The sequence below is a fragment of the Cupriavidus sp. CER-90 genome (assembly GCF_057652055.1).
This window is the reverse complement of sequence record NZ_JBYGYM010000002.1, coordinates 3045969-3061079: the sequence shown is the minus strand read 5'-3', so window position 1 is coordinate 3061079 and position 15111 is coordinate 3045969. Positions and strand designations below refer to the sequence as shown.

Sequence of the window (15111 nt, the reverse complement as noted above, 5' to 3'; positions counted from 1 at the left end):
GATTCTGTTGAAGTTGTCGACGCAACGCCGTGGCGTGGTTATAGTTCTGGCTCCGTTCGCGAACCATTGCGGCTTGCGGCGGTTCAACGAACCAATCAAAAGCGGCCCCTGCTGTTTCCACAAGAATCACGCACCAGGCCGGGAAAGAGGAGAATCATGCAACGACCTGCCAAGCTCACCACCCTTGCCACCCTGCTGCTGTCCGCCGCGCTGCTGACCGGCACCGCGCACGCGCAACTGGCCCCGTCGGCCGGCGCCTCCGCGCCCGCCGGCACCACGGCCGAAGCGCGCAAGGCCAACATCGTCATCATCGGCACCGGCGGCACCATCGCCGGCGCGGGTGCATCGGCCACCAACACCGCGGCGTACCAGTCCGCCGTGGTGCCCGTGGACAAGATCATCGCCTCGGTCCCCGAAATCTCGAAGGTCGCCAACGTCAAGGGCGAGCAGATTTTCCAGATCGGCTCCGAGAGCTTCAACAACGAGCGCCTGCTGAAGCTGGGCAAGCGCGTGTCGGAACTGCTCAAGCAGCCTGACGTGGACGGCATCGTCATCACGCACGGCACCGACACGATCGAGGAAACCGCGTACTTCCTGAACCTGACACTCAAGAGCGACAAGCCCGTGGTGGTGGTTGGCTCGATGCGTCCGGGCACGGCGCTGGGCGCCGACGGCGCGCTGAACCTCTACGATGCCGTGCTGGTGGCTTCGAGCCCGGCCTCGAAGGGCAAGGGCGCGCTGGTGGTACTCAACGACGAGATTCACACCGGCCGCGACGTGACCAAGACCAACACGTTCAAGACCGAGACGTTCCGCTCGCCGTTCGGCCCGCTGGGCTACGTGGTGGAAGGCCGCACGCTGTACTACCGCACCCTGGCCCGCCCGCACACGCTGCAGACCGAGTTCGATATCGACAAGATCGACAAGCTGCCTGAAGTGGCCGTGGTCTACGCCTACGGCAACGTGAATCCGGCCAGCATCGACGCGGCCGTGAAGAACGGCGCCAAGGCCATCGTCTATGCCGCGACCGGCAACGGCAGCGTGGGCGACTACATGGTGGAGCCGCTCAAGGCCGCGCAGGCCAAGGGCGTGCAGGTGGTGCGGGCGTCGCGCACGGGCAGCGGCATCGTCGTGCGCAACGCCGAGCAGCCGGACGACAAGTACAACTGGATCGTCACCGACGACCAGCTGCCGCAGAAGGCGCGCATCCTGATGGCGCTGGCACTGACCAAGACCAACGACCCGAAGGCCCTGCAGCAGATCTTCTGGAAGTACTGATCGCCGGCTCGGCTGACCAGCAAGGCCCCGGCCCCGCCGGGGCCGCCTGATTGCCTACAGCAGTGCCGTGCTCATCAGCGCCTTGGCGGCGAGCACGGCTTCTGCATCGCTCTCGGCAAACACCGATACCTCGGTCACCACCTGGCGCTTGCCCCGGCGTACCACGTCCGCCACGGCACGCAGCGTCGCGGACCTTGCCGGTGCCAGATACTGGATCGACAGCGATCCGGTCGCCCCGCCCTTCACGACCTCCAGATCCACCGCAGTAAACGCCGCCGCCGCGCCGGCCACATCGATCAGCGTGGCGATGACGCCGCCGTGGACCATGTCGCCCACGGTGATGTTTTGCATGCTGAATGGCAACAGCAGCTCCACATGATCGGGCGCCACCACATCGAAGCGAATCCCGAGCGCGCGCGCCACGGGCGATCCGCCCAGCACCGATTCGAGCATGGCGGCATTGCGGGGTTCGACAGACTTTGCGGACATGGACGGCCTCCCTGGCATCAACTGGACTGGAATCATGACTCGTCAAGGGTAGATGGCCGTCAAGCGGTCCACAATGACTTCGGGGGTAATTCCCAAGTGCCGAAAGCGCCGGGGCCGGGCGTTTATAATGTGCGGCCGGCCGCCATACGGCCTTTTTCCGCAGCGCCCCGCTTCATGTCCGCCAATACCCCCGATCCGCTCCATTCGCCCGCCACTTCCGACCAGGACGAGGCCCAGACGCGCCTGAGCGACCGCCCGGACAGCCCCTGCATCGGCATCTGCTCGACATTGTTCGACGAGGTATGCCAGGGCTGCGGCCGCACCGCCGCCGAAGTCAGCAACTGGGTGTTCTATAGCGAAGAGGAAAAGCAAGGGATCTGGGAGCGGATCACGCGCGAAGCCACGGCATGGCGATTCCGCCAGGAATAGGCCGGGTGAACGCGATTTGTACGTTTCCTGTCGCACTTTCACGATAGTGTTGATGGATTGACACGGGCCAAGGTCGGCCATTTTTGATCTCCCCAGAATGCGCGGGCGGAACGTTCCGCGGCATCGGGAGATTGAGCATGGCAACACGTGCATTGCAGCGCCGACCGTGGCGCACCGGGTGGTCTCGCGTCGCATCGTTACTGCTCTGGCTGTCGGTGGCTGCCAGCGGGCAAGCCCTGGCCGGCCAGGCGTGCGTCTATACAGAGGCGGATTACCAGGGCGACAAACGCTGTTTCAGCATCGACACGCAGGTCGATGTGCCAGATGGCCTGGCCTTCAAGTCGGTCAAGCTCGATTGGGATACCGAGCTCGTCGTCTCATCCGGTCCAAAGTTCAATGGCCAGCTGCGGCGCTTCACCGGGGACTATGCCCGGACGGCGGACGCTTCCGCCATGACCTTCAGCAGCTTCCTTGCGGTGCCCCGGGCGTGCGTCTACCAGCATGCCCGGTTCCAGGGCCGGGAGAATTGCTTTGCCCCGGGTGGGCTGGAGTGGACGCTATCCGACAGTGTCGACAGGAATGCGTCGTCGTTGCTGATCGCGAATAACCTCGCCTTCTACGCGTTCTCTGAACAATTGGGAAAAGGCGAGTCTTACGTCCGGCGTTACGGCGTCAACTTCTTCAACGCGTTCAACGACAAGACGCGGTCGCTCCAGGTCGTCAGAACGCGGTTGAATTGCAGCGTTGACTGTCCCGTTGGCTTTTCGGAGGGCTACAACCTTGCCGATATCGTCGGCAACACCCCGGACGGCAAGCATTACCCGTTGAGTCAGGTGGTAATGACCGTCGAGACCAGCTCGCGGCAGTACTTTCAGGTCTACATTGGCAACGCCCTGCGTATCAAGTTCACCGGGAAGACTGCCGACATCGAGGACGCGTATACGTTTCGCACCGTCGCCACGTTCGACCTCGATGCCGAGGCGGCATTCGTTTCCATCGCCCTGGCCTACGACGACCCCACGCACATCGATGTCCAGCTCGTGTCGTCCGACCGGATGCGGAAAGTGCTGCGGACATCGCCAATCGCCACCGTGCAGCGCCCGGCCGCTCCGCTCGGCACCACACTGGCCCTCAACAACGACAGCAGCGAGGCGGTCCGGATTGCCGGGCTGTCATTCGCACAGGTCAAGCCGGAAGCGCGGCTGCAGCCGCCGACCGCGTGCTGGCACAACGAGATGCTCGCCGTCACCACGTTCTTCCTCGGTCAGTGCAGCGCCCCGTCCACGGGCAAGGCCGCGCAGGACCCGAACGCGGTCCGTTACTCGGCAGGGGCTCCGGCCTACACGGGTTTCAACGCGGTGATACCGGCCAAGCCCAGCACCGCAGTGCCCGAAACCAGGCTGGTGTCCTATACGGCCATGGGGCGCAACCCCATGGCGATCTATGCGGCCTCGCGCGTCTGCCGCACGGAGGTGGAGCATATCGCGACACCGCGCATGTGACGCGGCGCGGACGCCGCCGATTGCGTCAGCCGGACGATGACGATCATCGCGCTGTTCCAGGCGCTGTTCGGCCCCCAGTGGGATTCGGACACATTCGAACAGGTCATCACCAGCATTCTGAACTACGGCACCACTGGCTATGCATCCTGGAACCCTGCGCTTGAGAATGAACTGATCGCGGCGGTTCGGGAGCGGGATCGCGCGACAATGCGCGACAATCGCCGCGAGACCGCGATGGCTGCGTACCACGCTGCCGACCAGGTCTTCCAGGTGTCTCGCGTTGGCTCGATGGACATGGAGGTGGCAGCGGCCCGCATGCACGCCGCGGGCAACGGCCGACTCGTGCAGTCCAATACGGCGCCGGCGACGGTGGCCGAGGCGCAGACCGCACCGCTGGGCCGGTATCAGATCGATTTGCGAAACTTCCAGCCGCAAACCGTCTTGCCGCGGCTCCAGAGAAACGGGCGCTGGGAAGAGGACGCACGGCACCCGTTCACCTTCCAGATTTTCACCTCGAACGATGGCCCAAACAGGCAACTCTTGTCGGGCGTGCTGCAACGCTGGCGCGATGACTATCGCCGTTTCGCCAGGGACAATGCCCTGTCGCCCGGCCAGGTTTCCCTTGCGCATACCGGGCGCAGGATGGCGGCCAGCATGGACCTCGCCATAAGGGAAGGGGAACCTGCCATCTATGTACTGGTGCTATATGGGGGCTCCCCCGCCTCGATCCTGCTGGGCAGCATCGACGAGGACGATCCCACCCAGGCGGATGTCGGCACCGTCGTCAGCTTGCCGCAGAATGTTCTCTATCGCCAGCACGGCATACGCGGCGCTGCAAGCTTTGGATTGCAGGCGTACCTGACCTATCTGAGAGACCGGGGGGTGACCGATGTCTTCACGACGGCCATCACGACACCGTCGGCGCTGGTCAAGCAACGCGCGGGGTTCAGGCTGATCGAGCCCATGGACGACAGCGCCGGCTCGGACGATGACAGAAGGAGGCGCCGCCGCTAGGCCGCGACCGTGACTTAGGTCGGCTGGCGGCAGGCAATGCCAGCCGGCCTTACCCACCCGCCAGCCGTTTCTCCATATCCTCGACCGCGTGGTTCGCCACGCGCTGGCGGGCCAGCTTGCGCCAGCTTTCTGCCAGGACTGGCAGTTCCGCCATCTCGGCCAGCGCCGCGATATTGAGCCGGTCGATGTAGAGCACGTGCAGCAGGCGCTGCAGGCTCCAGTCCGGACAGGGCCGCGCCACCAGTACCAGGCGATCGCCGGCGGCCAGCTCGCCCGCCTCGATCACACGGTAATACCAGCCCGTGCGGCCGCTGCCCTGCACGGCGCGCGACATGCCCGCAAACCCGAAGCGATGATTGAGCTTCCAGCATGGCTGGCGGGCCTGCGAGACCTCGACCAGTGCCGTGCCCAGCCGGAAGCGGTCGCCGATGCAGACATCAGCCTCCGTCAAACCCGTTGTACTCAGATTTTCGCCAAATGCGCCGGCGTGTTCGAGTACGTCGACATTGCCACCATGCCCGGCCAGTTCGCCGCGCCAGCCAGCATAGTGGTCGCGCGGATAGTGGTGGATCGCCTTTTCGGGCCCGCCATGGTGTTTCGGATCGCCCTGTTCGTCGATATCCAGCCCGAGGGTGGTCACACGTACCGGCCCGTCGATTGCCGTCTTGTCGATGCCGCTCGGCACGCCCTTGGGTCCGAACGGACGGACGCGGCCTGCCAGCAGCGCATCGATCCGCACGTCGATCCGCACGTCGATCCGCACGTCGATATCGTGGGTACGCCCTCGGCTCACAGCCCCGCTTCCTCCATCCACCGTGCAAACATCAGTTCGCCGGCACTGGCCACCGTGGCACCGATCTCGGCCGTACGGCGGCGGATCGTGCGCGGATCGATGCCGGCCCTGGCCAGTTCAACGGTATGGCCAATCAGCCAGGTCTCGATATCGCCGGGCTTCACCTCGGGGTGGAACTGCAGCGCCAGCACATGCTTGCCGATGGCGTAGGCCTGGTTCGGCGTGGCTGCCGTGGACGCCAGCCGTTCGGCGCCTTCCGGCAGGTCGAAGGTATCGCCGTGCCAGTGCAGGACTTCCCAGTCGGCGTTGGCCAGCACCGCCAGCGGCGAACGGCGCCCGGCGTCGGTCGGCCGGATCTGGCCCCAGCCGATTTCTCGCGTACCCGGATAGACGCGTGCGCCCGATGCGGCGGCAATCAGCTGCGCGCCCAGGCAGGCACCGATCATCGGCAGTTCGTCTGCCAGGCGCTGGCGGATCACGCCGATCTCGGCCTCCAGCCACGGGTAGGCTTCGGTCTCGTAAACGCCGATCGGGCCCCCAAGCACAACCAGCAGATCGGCGGGGTCGGTCTGCACCAGCGTCAGGTCGTCCACGCCCGCCTGGTAGATACGGATGTCATGGCCGCGATCACGCGCCACCTCGGCAATCACGCCCGCATGCTCGAAGGCAACATGCTGGATGACATCGGTACGCAACTGGCGCCTGGATTCGCTCATCGACTGACACTCCTGCTGGAAAATGGCTCGGATTTACATGCGGCCCCATACGATACCGCACCGCATCATGGCTTGTCTTTCACAGGTTGCAACACGAGTGTGTCGAAGCTGTCACCACCCGGGTTGCGCCGGTGCCCGCCAATCGTGATGAACTGCACCGCCGCCCATTTATCGGTCCAGTCGCGATAGTGCGGCGACAGCGCATTGCCCGATTGCCCGGTCGATGACATGAAACGCGAGTCGGACAGGTCGGCAAGGTCGTAGATCGCGCGCAGGCTGGCCGCATGGGTATTCTCGAACGGCGCCGCTTCGTCGCGCAGGTTGTGCCGGCCCACATCCACGGTATAGGTGTCGCCGCCGGTGCGGACGCGGATATTGAACAGGTTGGCCAGGTACGGCACCTTGCCGAACGGCTTGTGCTCCGATCGGGCCGCATGGGCCTTGCCCCAGCGCCATTTGGCCGGGTCGTCGCCATAACGTTGATCCAGGTCGGCCATGGCGCGTTGCCAGGCCAGGCCAATGGTGACCGCGCACGTCTCGCGCGCCGTGGTGCGCGCGTTGTCGCACCAGAATGCGCCGAGCCCCTTCGGATCGCGCATGGCATTGAGCATCGGCAACTGTACGTTGCGCTGGTCCCAGAGGCTGTTGAACATCGGATCGCCGACCTTGTCCTCGAACAGCAGGCGCGACAGTTCGCGCAGCCAGGCCGTCACCACCAGCGGCTCGGCGCGATCGGCGGCCATCGTGCCATCCCACTTGCGCAACGCATCGAACAGCCGGCGCTCGCGTTCCGGACGGGCGGCATCGCTGGCCACGGGTGCGGCCAGCAGCAGCGGCAAGGCGTCGCGTACAGCCAGCGACACCACGTCCTTCTGGATCGTGCCGAAGGTCTCCGGCGTATGGTGCGGCTCGGCGTCCAGCAGCGTCTGGATGCGCTGGGCGCGGTACGGCACGCTCCATTCGCTGGTGATGTAGAACGGATAGTCGTTGTCGACGATCTTCTGGTTGGCCGTCACGATCGTCCCCGACGGCGGATTGAAGCGCCGCGGCAGCTGGTCGAACGGAATGAAGCCCTGCCAGTCGTAGCGCGCGTCCCAGCCCGGTGCGGGCGCCAACCCCATCAGGTCGTTGTCGGCCCGGCGGATCGGCACCAGTCCCGGCGCGATATAGCCGATATTGCCGTCCACATCGGCGTACACGATGTTCTGCTGCGGCGAATGGAACTCACGCAGCGCGCCGACAAAGCTCTTCCAGTCGGTGGCCAGGCCCATCTTCAGGCTGGCCTGGAAGGTCTTGTCGTCCGGCCGCAGCGCCGTCCACTGGAACGCCACCACATACTGCGCGCCCAGCGGCCTGGCCGCCGTGCTGATCGGCTCGGCCACGTCCGACATCACCGGGCCATGTCGCGTTGTCCGGACATTGAGCGTCAGGTCGGGCTGCCCCTTGATCCGGATGACTTCCTGGCGCGTCTCGAACTCGGCCCAGCCATCGGGCGTCTGGTAGCGATGCGGGTTCGCGGGGTCGATCCGCTCGATATACAGGTCCTGCACATCGGGCGCGGTATTGGTGAACCCCCAGGCGATGCGTCGGTTATGGCCCAGCACCACCAGCGGCGCGCCAGGCAGCGTGGCGCCGGTCAGATCCAGCCCCGGGGCCTGCAGGTGCGCGAAGTACCAGAGCCCGGGCGCCTGCAGCCCCAGGTGCGGATCGTTGGCCAGCAACGGCTTGCCGCTGCGCGTGTGCGCGCCCGACACCACCCAGTTGTTCGATCCCATGCCATCGACATAGCCGGCCGGCGCGCGCTCGGACAGTTGCGCCATGGCCGTGGCCACGGGGGCCAGCTTGCGATAGAAGCTGGCGTAGTCCATCGTCCGCAGCGGCTTGTCGCCGGGGTACGGCGCCAGGATCTCGGCGATACGCGACGTGGGCAGTTGCTGGGCCAGGCCCATGCGCAGCACCTCCTGCCGCCAGTTGCCGCCCAGGTCCCAGGCCATCATGGTCTGCCAGCCCAGCGTGTCGGCCGGCTCCCAGTGCTCGGGCTTCGTGCCGAGAATCAGGAATTCGGGTGGCAGCGCCGCCTTGCGGGTATCGATATAGGCATTGACGCCATCGGCATAGGCCTGCAGCACCGCGCGGGTTTCCGGCGGGGTCTGGGCCAGCACGGCTTCGGCGTTGCGGCGCACGCCCATGGTGCGCAGGAAGCGGTCGGTATCGAGCGCGCTCGGGCCCAGGATCTCGGCCAGCCGGCCGGCCACGATGCGCTTGTTCATCTGCATCTGCCAGAGCCGGTCCTGCGCATGGACGTAGCCCAGGGCGTAGTAGGCGTCCAGCGCGTTGGCGGCCTGGATATGGGGCACGGCGTTGCGGTCGCGCACCACCACCACGCGGTCGCGCAGTGCGGGCAGGTGCATCGTGCCGGCGGTATCGGGCTGCGAGGCCTGGCGATACCAGATATAGCCGCCGATGGCGCCCGTCAGCCCGATCAGCAGCACGCCCGCCAGTATCCAGCCCACCCGTTTGAACCAGCGCATTCGAGGTATCTCCCCGTGGAAAGACGCAAGCATCGCAGATTTCCGCGCAGACAAGAATGCCCGGACTTGCCGGGCATTGCGGTGGCGTCGTTCGAAGGCCCCCGTCAGGCGGGCTTCTTCAGTTGCAGCGATTTGTATTCGAGGAATTCCTCCAGCCCGAACTTGCCGCCTTCGCGGCCATTGCCCGACTGCTTGAAGCCCCCGAACGGCGCGTTCATATTGAACGGGCCGCCGTTGATATCCACCTGGCCGGTACGGATGCGGCGCGCCACCTTGATGGCCCGCGCCTCGTCGCCGGACCAGACACCGCCGCCCAGCCCATAGACGCTGTCGTTGGCGATGCGGATCGCATCTTCCTCGGTGTCATAGCAGATCACCGACAGCACCGGCCCGAAAATCTCTTCCTGGGCGACGGTCGCCTTCGGATCGACATTGCCCAGCACGGTGGGCTTGACGAAGAAGCCGCGCTCGAAGCCGGCCGGGGTTTCGGGGCCGCCCGCCACCAGTTCGGCGCCCTCTTCCAGCCCGCGACGGATATAGCCGGTCACACGTTCCTTCTGCACCGCGGAAATCAGCGGTCCCAGGCGCGTGGTATCGGCCAGCGGGTCGCCCACGGTAAAGCCTTCCACCACCTTGGCGGCGATGGCCTTGACCTCGTCATAGCGGCTGCGCGGGACCAGCATGCGGGTATGCGCCGAGCAGGTCTGGCCCGAATTCAGGAAACAGGCGCTGATGGTGCCCTTGACGGCCGCCGGCAGGTCCGCGTCGTCCAGGATCACCGATGCCGACTTGCCGCCCAGTTCCAGCGCCACGCGCTTGACGGTGTGCGCGGCCAGTTCGGACACCCGCTTGCCGGCCCGGGTGGAGCCGGTAAACGACACCATGTCCACCTCCGGATGGCTGGCCAGCACCTCGCCCACCACCGGCCCGTAGCCGGTCACCAGGTTGAACACGCCCGGCGGCAGCCCGGCCGCCTCGATCACCTCGGCCAGCACGAAGGCATTGAGCGGTGCCACTTCCGACGGCTTGAGCACCACGGTGCAGCCCGCCGCCAGCGCCGGCGCCACCTTCAGCGTGATCTGGTTCAATGGGTAGTTCCACGGGGTAATGGCCGCGACCACACCGACGGGCTCGCGCACCACCAGCGAATTGCCCACCTGCTCCTCGAAGGTAAAGCCTTCCAGCAGCGTGGCGGCCTGGCCCCAGTTATAGACCGGGCCGCCCACCTGGATGGCGCGCGCCAGCTTGATCGGCATGCCCACTTCGCCCGCGATCAGCTGGGCCAGTTCTTCGGTGCGGTCTTTCAGGCCTTCGGCAATCTTGCGGATATACCGCGCGCGCTCGGCCGGCGGCGTGGCGGCCCAGCCATCGAATGCGGCCCGTGCGGCCGCGATGGCGTCCTCGGCGTCACGCGCGTGGCCCTCGGGGATCTTGCCCATCACCGCCTCGGTGGCGGAATGGATCACTTCAATGCTGCCAGTGCCGTGGGGTGCCACCCACTTGCCGTTGATAAACAGTTTGTCTCGTTGTTGCATGGCCACAGCCCTCATCAGGTGGATCGGCAATTGCAAAATTTTTGTTACTTTTATGGAGCACCACATTGTAGGCCGGTTTGCGGATTCGGATTTTTATCCACGCGGGCTGGTCCGGACAACAAGATGGCGATAATCGGCCGTGCAGACACTCGATCCGAGGGCTCTCGCCGCGGGCGGCCGATCCAGAACAAAAGGAGCGAGACATGGTCGACCCGATCTATCAAAAGACGGAGGCTGGTCAGGAGGAAATCCGCACCCGCGCCCGCAAGCTGGACCAGAAACTGCGGGCGCTGTTGCTGATCGTGAACGGAGAACGCAGCAAATCGGCGCTGATGGCGCAAGTTGCCGGCATGGGGGTGGCCGAGGAGGCATTCGACACCCTGCTGGCGCTGGGGCTGATCGCGCCAATGTCCGACCCCGCCGGCCAGGCATCGCCTTCGTCCGGAGCATCGGGGGCGTCAGGGGCGGCTGGCGCGCGGTCCGGCAGGCAAGCCGGCGCCCGCAAACCCGCCGACACCAATCTGTTCGCCGCCTATTCGGGCTTCAACTCGGCGGGCGGCAAGGGGATCGACGACCGCGTGGAAGAGCGTGACGTGCTGGCCGACACCACGATCGCGCCCGCGCTGGCGCCCGTCGCCGCCGGCACCCCGGCCGGCGCCAGTGGCTACCAGCGCCTTTACCATTTCTATACCGACGTGATCGGCAACCACCTGGGACTGCGCGGCTACGTGCTGCAGGTGAAGGTGGAAAAGGCGTCCACCGTGGTGGAACTGGCGGCGCTGCGCGACACGCTGGGCACGGCGCTGCAAAAGTCCAAGGGCGAGATCACCGCGCACGCGATCATCGACCAGCTCGACGATCTGCTGGCGGAAATGGGCGTGGCACCGGCGGCGGCAAGACGATCCCGCTGACCGGGCAATATCGCTGGACCGGTCGATCCGGCGCCGATCAATCTGGCCCCGGTTGATCGGGCCCCACTCGGCGCGGCAGTGTCCCGGCTACGCGCCGCCCTCCTGGCTCGATGCCTGCGCCGGGCTGCCCACCGAGTACCAATCCACCTTGCGCGTGATTGCCATGATGCCGGCCAGTATCACGAACAGCAGCAGCGAGCCCAGCACCAGCGCGTTGTCCTCGGACACCAGCAGCCCATACAGCGCCCCGTACAGCGCCGTCAGCAGCCCCGCGAAGCCCGCGCCGCGTTGCCAGCTGCGCAGCACGAAGGTGAGATAAAAGCCCAGCAGGCCGATGCAGGCTGTGCTTGCCGCCAGATAGGCCACCAGGAACGGCGCGTGCTCCGACAGGCTGACCAGCAGCAGGAAGAACATCGCCAGGGCCAGCCCGGCCAGCAGGTACTGGATCGGGTGGATGCGGAGCGTCTTGACCAGCTCGAACAGGTACAGGCCGGCAAAGGTCAGCAGCACGAACAGCAGCCCGTATTTCACGGCCCGCTCGGCCTTGACGTAGATGTTCACGGGCTCCATCAGCGTGACCGAGGCCGCCTCCAGCGACATCCGGCTGCCCGCCCCGGGATTGCCGGCCAGCTGGTCGCGCACATGGGTATTGAAAGCCGTGACGGACCATTCGGCGGTGAAGCCGTCGTCCGTCACCGTACGCTGGCGTGGCAGGAAATCGCCGTCGAAGCTGGGATGCGGCCACGCGGAGCGCATCGTGAACTGGTTGTGGTCGGCCACCGGCACCAGCGCCATCGACCGCGCGCCAAGCACGGCCAGCGTCAGGCTGAACGGCACGGTGCGGGCTTCGAGCGACTTGCCGGCGGCGCCATCCACGCCGATCCTCGCGTGCAGACCCTGCGGCAGGCTTTCGAGCCGCGCGCCCTGCTGCAGCGGAACGGGCTTGCCGTCGAGTTGCAGCACAGGCTGCGACACCAGGCCGCGCATGTCGCCAACCCCCAGCACCACATAGGGCTGGCCCATCTCGAAGCGGACATGGCCGACGGATTTCACCAGGTCTTCGTCCGATGTCAGGTCCGGCAATGCGATCGTGCCCTGCCATTGCGTGGCCGTCTCATGGACGATCGTCTTGTGGATGCCGCGATATCGCTCGCCCGGCGTCACGTCGGCACGCACCTGCAGCGTCTTGGGAAACACCAGCAGCCGCCGGCTTTCCTCACGATTCTGCTCCGGCGCATTGCCGGCCACCGCCACGGCCACCACCTCCTTGTAAGGGACGACGATAATGGGGCCCGTCAGGGTCTGGGGGCCGGCATAGCTCTGCCAGATGCTTTGCTCGGCGGCGTCGCGGTACTGACTGCGTTCGCGCACGATGCCAAGCGCCATCTGCAGCGCGAACCACAACAGCAGGATGACGCCAGTGATGATCGCGATTCGGTAAAACAGGGCCTTGTTCATGGGAGTCTTGCGAGTGGAGATGTCGCAAGACTAGCCAGCGCATGTGGGCGCAGGATGGGGCCGGTGGGTAGCCGGCGTGAAGTGAGCCGAAGCGTGTGAAGTCCCCCGGTATCGGGGGGGATCTGGCAGGGCCGGCTGGCAACTCAGACCGCCGCCGGCAGCGCCAGTTCGGCACGCGCCCCGCCGCCCTCGCGGTTGCTCACGGCAACCGTTCCCCGGTGCAGCAGGGCCACCTCCCGCACCAGGCACAAGCCCAGACCGGTACCGCGCTCGCGGCCATCGGGACGCGGCAGCGAATAGAAGCGTTCGAACAGCCGTGGCATGGCATAGTCGGGAATGCCCGGCCCGCGATCGTCTATCCTGAGCACGATCTGCCCGGGCCCGCGGGCCAGCGATATGTCGATGGCGGAACCTGCCGGCGCGAAATCGAGCGCGTTTTCCAGCAGATTGACGATGGCCTGGCGCAGCAGGAACACATCGCCAGTGATCGCCGGCACGGCGTCGGGCGGCTGCCATCGCAACTGCACGGCCCGTTGCCGTGCCCTGGGCTCCAGCGATTGCACGATCTGCCCGATTTCCAGCCCCAGCATCACCGGCTCGGGCTTTTCCAGATGCTGGCGCTGCTCCACTTCGGCCAGCGTCAGCAGCTTGCGGATCAGCAGGTCCAGCCGCTGTGCCTGGCCTCGGATATTGCTGACAAAACGCTGACGGTCGGCGGCCGGCATGTCCTCCTGCAACAGCTCGGCCGCGCCGCCGATGGCCGCCAGCGGACTCTTCATTTCGTGGGTCAGCGTGTGGATGTAGTGCTCCACATACTGCTTGTCTTCCAGCCGCAGGCGCATGGTCTCCACGGCGCGGCCCAGTTCGGCAAGCTCACTGGCGCCGCGCAGCGGCATCTCGGCACGCTCGCCGGCGGCCACCGCGCGGGCATAGCGCTGCAGCTTGCGCAGGCCGAACACCAGCCAGAGCGTACACAGCACGCCAATCGCGGCCGCGCCGCCAATCAGCAGCAGGCCATAGGTCAGGATCACGCCCTGGCTGCGCGCGATAAACGGTGCCACGGCCTGGTTTGGCTTGGCCACGGTCAGCACGCCGATAATGCGCGTGCCATCGCGGATGGGCGCCGCCACATACATCACCGAACTGCTTTCATCGGCAGGGTCCGAGCGGGTACTGCGCGCGCCGTACTTGCCTTGCAGGGTCAGGTAGACGTCGTTCCAGCGTGAATAGTCGGCGCCCACCGCCTGGTCCGCCGTATCGAAGCGCACGATGCCACGGTCGTCGGTGATGTAGATGCGGTAGCCCACCGCGTCCTTGTGCATGCCCCAGACGCTGGCATCCACGGGCTGCTGGCGCAGTTGCGCCAGACGCCGGGCGAACGCCCCATCGGCCATCTGGCCGGCTTTCAGGTCGTCGGCCGCCAGCACGGCCAGCACATGGGCGGTATCGACCAGCGTGTCCTCCATCGCCTGGCGCACCCCTGGCTTGACCTCCTGGACGAACACCCGCAGCGTCAGGAACGTCGCCAGGCCGACCACCAGGAAAAAGCCGAAGAATATCCGCAGGCCGATGTGCATGGACGGGGGCGTTTCAGACGTCGGGCGCCTGGCGCACGTCCGGCGCTTCGAGCGAATAGCCCATGCCGCGATGGGTGCGGATCGGGTCGCCTGCCGGGTCCACGTCGCGCAATTTGGCGCGCAGCGTCTTGATATGGGTATCGACGGTGCGATCGACCGTGTCGAGGGCGTCGTGCCAGACCAGGTCCATCAACTGGGAACGCGCATAGATGCGCCCAGGATGCTGCACCAGCAGCGCAAGCAGCCGGTATTCGTATCGCGTGAGATCGAGCCACTGGCCTTGGTAGGACACCCGCGCGCCTTCCGCGTCGTGCCGGAAGCCGCTGGGCCGCCCGGCTGTGTCCGGCATCGGGATGGTCACCACCGGGGCCGCCTGAGCCACAGGGGCTGCCGGGGCTGCCGAATCGCCCCGAGGCCGGGCGCGACGCAGAATCACGCGCACCCTCGCCGCCAGTTCCCGGGGCGAGAACGGCTTGACCACATAGTCATCGGCGCCAATCTCCAGCCCCACGATGCGGTCGATTTCCTCATGGCGCGCGGTCAGGAAGATCACCGGCACATCGGAAAACGTCCGCAGCGTGCGGCAGACCTCGAAGCCGTTGATGTCCGGCAGGCCGATGTCGAGCACGACCAGATCGGGCCGATCCGCGCGCAACCGGGCCAGCGCGTCGCCACCCAGCGTGCAATGCTCGGCCAGCATGCCGTCCGTCCGCAGCGCGTACAGGATGGTATCGGCGATGGCGGATTCGTCTTCCACCACCAGGATTGACGGTTGTTTCATGGGCGGGCGCGGCAGGATGGACGGTGTGTATTATCCGCCATCGCGCTGGACGGTTGTCGATGGCTCCGGCACGCCCAGCAACTGGCGAAGTCGGCCG

The 15111-nt window shown here is 66.1% G+C and carries 13 protein-coding genes; 5 read left to right on the top strand and 8 right to left on the bottom strand.

Translation table 11 applies throughout. The features are described from left to right. The first annotated feature begins 156 nt into the window (after positions 1-156). A complete protein-coding gene (locus tag AC24R4_RS24565; RefSeq protein ID WP_487523743.1) occupies positions 157-1278 on the top strand; it encodes an asparaginase in 1122 nt (373 codons plus the stop codon). 54 nt (positions 1279-1332) lie between these two features. Here the strand turns inward: AC24R4_RS24565 and AC24R4_RS24560 are convergent, their stop codons facing one another. Beyond that, on the bottom strand, positions 1333-1767 hold the full coding sequence (locus AC24R4_RS24560) for a PaaI family thioesterase (protein ID WP_487523742.1): 435 nt from the start codon (positions 1765-1767) through the stop codon (positions 1333-1335). A gap of 174 nt (positions 1768-1941) precedes the next feature. On the opposite strand from AC24R4_RS24560, the gene AC24R4_RS24555 reads away from it, so the two are divergent. The 3 genes from AC24R4_RS24555 to AC24R4_RS24545 all read left to right on the top strand — a co-directional run bounded on the left by AC24R4_RS24555 (position 1942) and on the right by AC24R4_RS24545 (position 4712). Next, positions 1942-2196: a DUF1289 domain-containing protein gene (locus AC24R4_RS24555; RefSeq protein WP_487523741.1), complete on the top strand. Its 255-nt coding sequence runs from the start codon at positions 1942-1944 to the stop codon at positions 2194-2196. 137 nt (positions 2197-2333) lie between these two features. Continuing rightward, complete coding sequence (locus tag AC24R4_RS24550) at positions 2334-3698, top strand: hypothetical protein (RefSeq protein WP_487523740.1); 1365 nt, start codon at positions 2334-2336, stop codon at positions 3696-3698. Between the two features lie 36 nt (positions 3699-3734). Further along, complete coding sequence (locus tag AC24R4_RS24545; RefSeq protein ID WP_487523739.1) at positions 3735-4712, top strand: hypothetical protein; 978 nt, start codon at positions 3735-3737, stop codon at positions 4710-4712. Between the two features lie 49 nt (positions 4713-4761). Here AC24R4_RS24545 and AC24R4_RS24540 read toward each other — a convergent pair whose 3' ends face one another. From AC24R4_RS24540 to AC24R4_RS24525, 4 genes are all read right to left on the bottom strand, one after another. Beyond that, entirely contained in the window at positions 4762-5505 is a 744-nt protein-coding gene (locus AC24R4_RS24540; RefSeq protein WP_400394516.1) for an MOSC domain-containing protein, read from the bottom strand. After that, on the bottom strand, positions 5502-6221 hold the full coding sequence (locus AC24R4_RS24535) for a glutamine amidotransferase (protein WP_400394515.1): 720 nt from the start codon (positions 6219-6221) through the stop codon (positions 5502-5504). The genes AC24R4_RS24540 and AC24R4_RS24535 overlap by 4 nt, the downstream gene beginning before the upstream one ends. Before the next feature lie 65 nt (positions 6222-6286). After that, the gene (locus AC24R4_RS24530; RefSeq protein ID WP_400394513.1) at positions 6287-8752 is read right to left on the bottom strand and encodes a penicillin acylase family protein; all 2466 of its coding nucleotides are present in this window, start codon (positions 8750-8752) and stop codon (positions 6287-6289) included. A gap of 104 nt (positions 8753-8856) precedes the next feature. Next, on the bottom strand, positions 8857-10287 hold the full coding sequence (locus tag AC24R4_RS24525) for an aldehyde dehydrogenase family protein (protein WP_153947758.1): 1431 nt from the start codon (positions 10285-10287) through the stop codon (positions 8857-8859). Between the two features lie 203 nt (positions 10288-10490). Between AC24R4_RS24525 and AC24R4_RS24520 the strand changes: the two genes are divergently transcribed. After that, the gene (locus AC24R4_RS24520) at positions 10491-11198 is read left to right on the top strand and encodes a hypothetical protein (protein WP_400394511.1); all 708 of its coding nucleotides are present in this window, start codon (positions 10491-10493) and stop codon (positions 11196-11198) included. Between the two features lie 87 nt (positions 11199-11285). Here AC24R4_RS24520 and creD read toward each other — a convergent pair whose 3' ends face one another. The 3 genes from creD to creB form a co-directional block, all read right to left on the bottom strand. Then, positions 11286-12656, bottom strand: a complete 1371-nt coding sequence (gene creD / locus AC24R4_RS24515; protein ID WP_487523738.1) for a cell envelope integrity protein CreD — start codon at positions 12654-12656, stop codon at positions 11286-11288. A gap of 143 nt (positions 12657-12799) precedes the next feature. Beyond that, positions 12800-14233, bottom strand: coding sequence for a two-component system sensor histidine kinase CreC (creC, locus tag AC24R4_RS24510; RefSeq protein WP_487523737.1), 1434 nt, complete (start codon positions 14231-14233; stop codon positions 12800-12802). Positions 14234-14246: 13 nt separating this feature from the next. Beyond that, positions 14247-15014 (bottom strand): two-component system response regulator CreB, encoded by a 768-nt coding sequence (gene creB, locus AC24R4_RS24505; protein ID WP_487523736.1) that lies wholly within the window; start codon positions 15012-15014, stop codon positions 14247-14249. Between the last annotated feature and the right edge of the window lie 97 nt (positions 15015-15111).

Coding starts and splice junctions, on each gene's coding strand:
- AC24R4_RS24565 (WP_487523743.1), top strand. CDS start 157: ATGCAACGACCTGCCAAGCTCACCACCCTTGCCACCCTGCTGCTGTCC.
- AC24R4_RS24560 (WP_487523742.1), bottom strand. CDS start 1,767: ATGTCCGCAAAGTCTGTCGAACCCCGCAATGCCGCCATGCTCGAATCG.
- AC24R4_RS24555 (WP_487523741.1), top strand. CDS start 1,942: ATGTCCGCCAATACCCCCGATCCGCTCCATTCGCCCGCCACTTCCGAC.
- AC24R4_RS24550 (WP_487523740.1), top strand. CDS start 2,334: ATGGCAACACGTGCATTGCAGCGCCGACCGTGGCGCACCGGGTGGTCT.
- AC24R4_RS24545 (WP_487523739.1), top strand. CDS start 3,735: ATGACGATCATCGCGCTGTTCCAGGCGCTGTTCGGCCCCCAGTGGGAT.
- AC24R4_RS24535 (WP_400394515.1), bottom strand. CDS start 6,221: ATGAGCGAATCCAGGCGCCAGTTGCGTACCGATGTCATCCAGCATGTT.
- AC24R4_RS24530 (WP_400394513.1), bottom strand. CDS start 8,752: ATGCGCTGGTTCAAACGGGTGGGCTGGATACTGGCGGGCGTGCTGCTG.
- AC24R4_RS24525 (WP_153947758.1), bottom strand. CDS start 10,287: ATGCAACAACGAGACAAACTGTTTATCAACGGCAAGTGGGTGGCACCC.
- AC24R4_RS24520 (WP_400394511.1), top strand. CDS start 10,491: ATGGTCGACCCGATCTATCAAAAGACGGAGGCTGGTCAGGAGGAAATC.
- creD (WP_487523738.1), bottom strand. CDS start 12,656: ATGAACAAGGCCCTGTTTTACCGAATCGCGATCATCACTGGCGTCATC.
- creC (WP_487523737.1), bottom strand. CDS start 14,233: ATGCACATCGGCCTGCGGATATTCTTCGGCTTTTTCCTGGTGGTCGGC.
- creB (WP_487523736.1), bottom strand. CDS start 15,014: ATGAAACAACCGTCAATCCTGGTGGTGGAAGACGAATCCGCCATCGCC.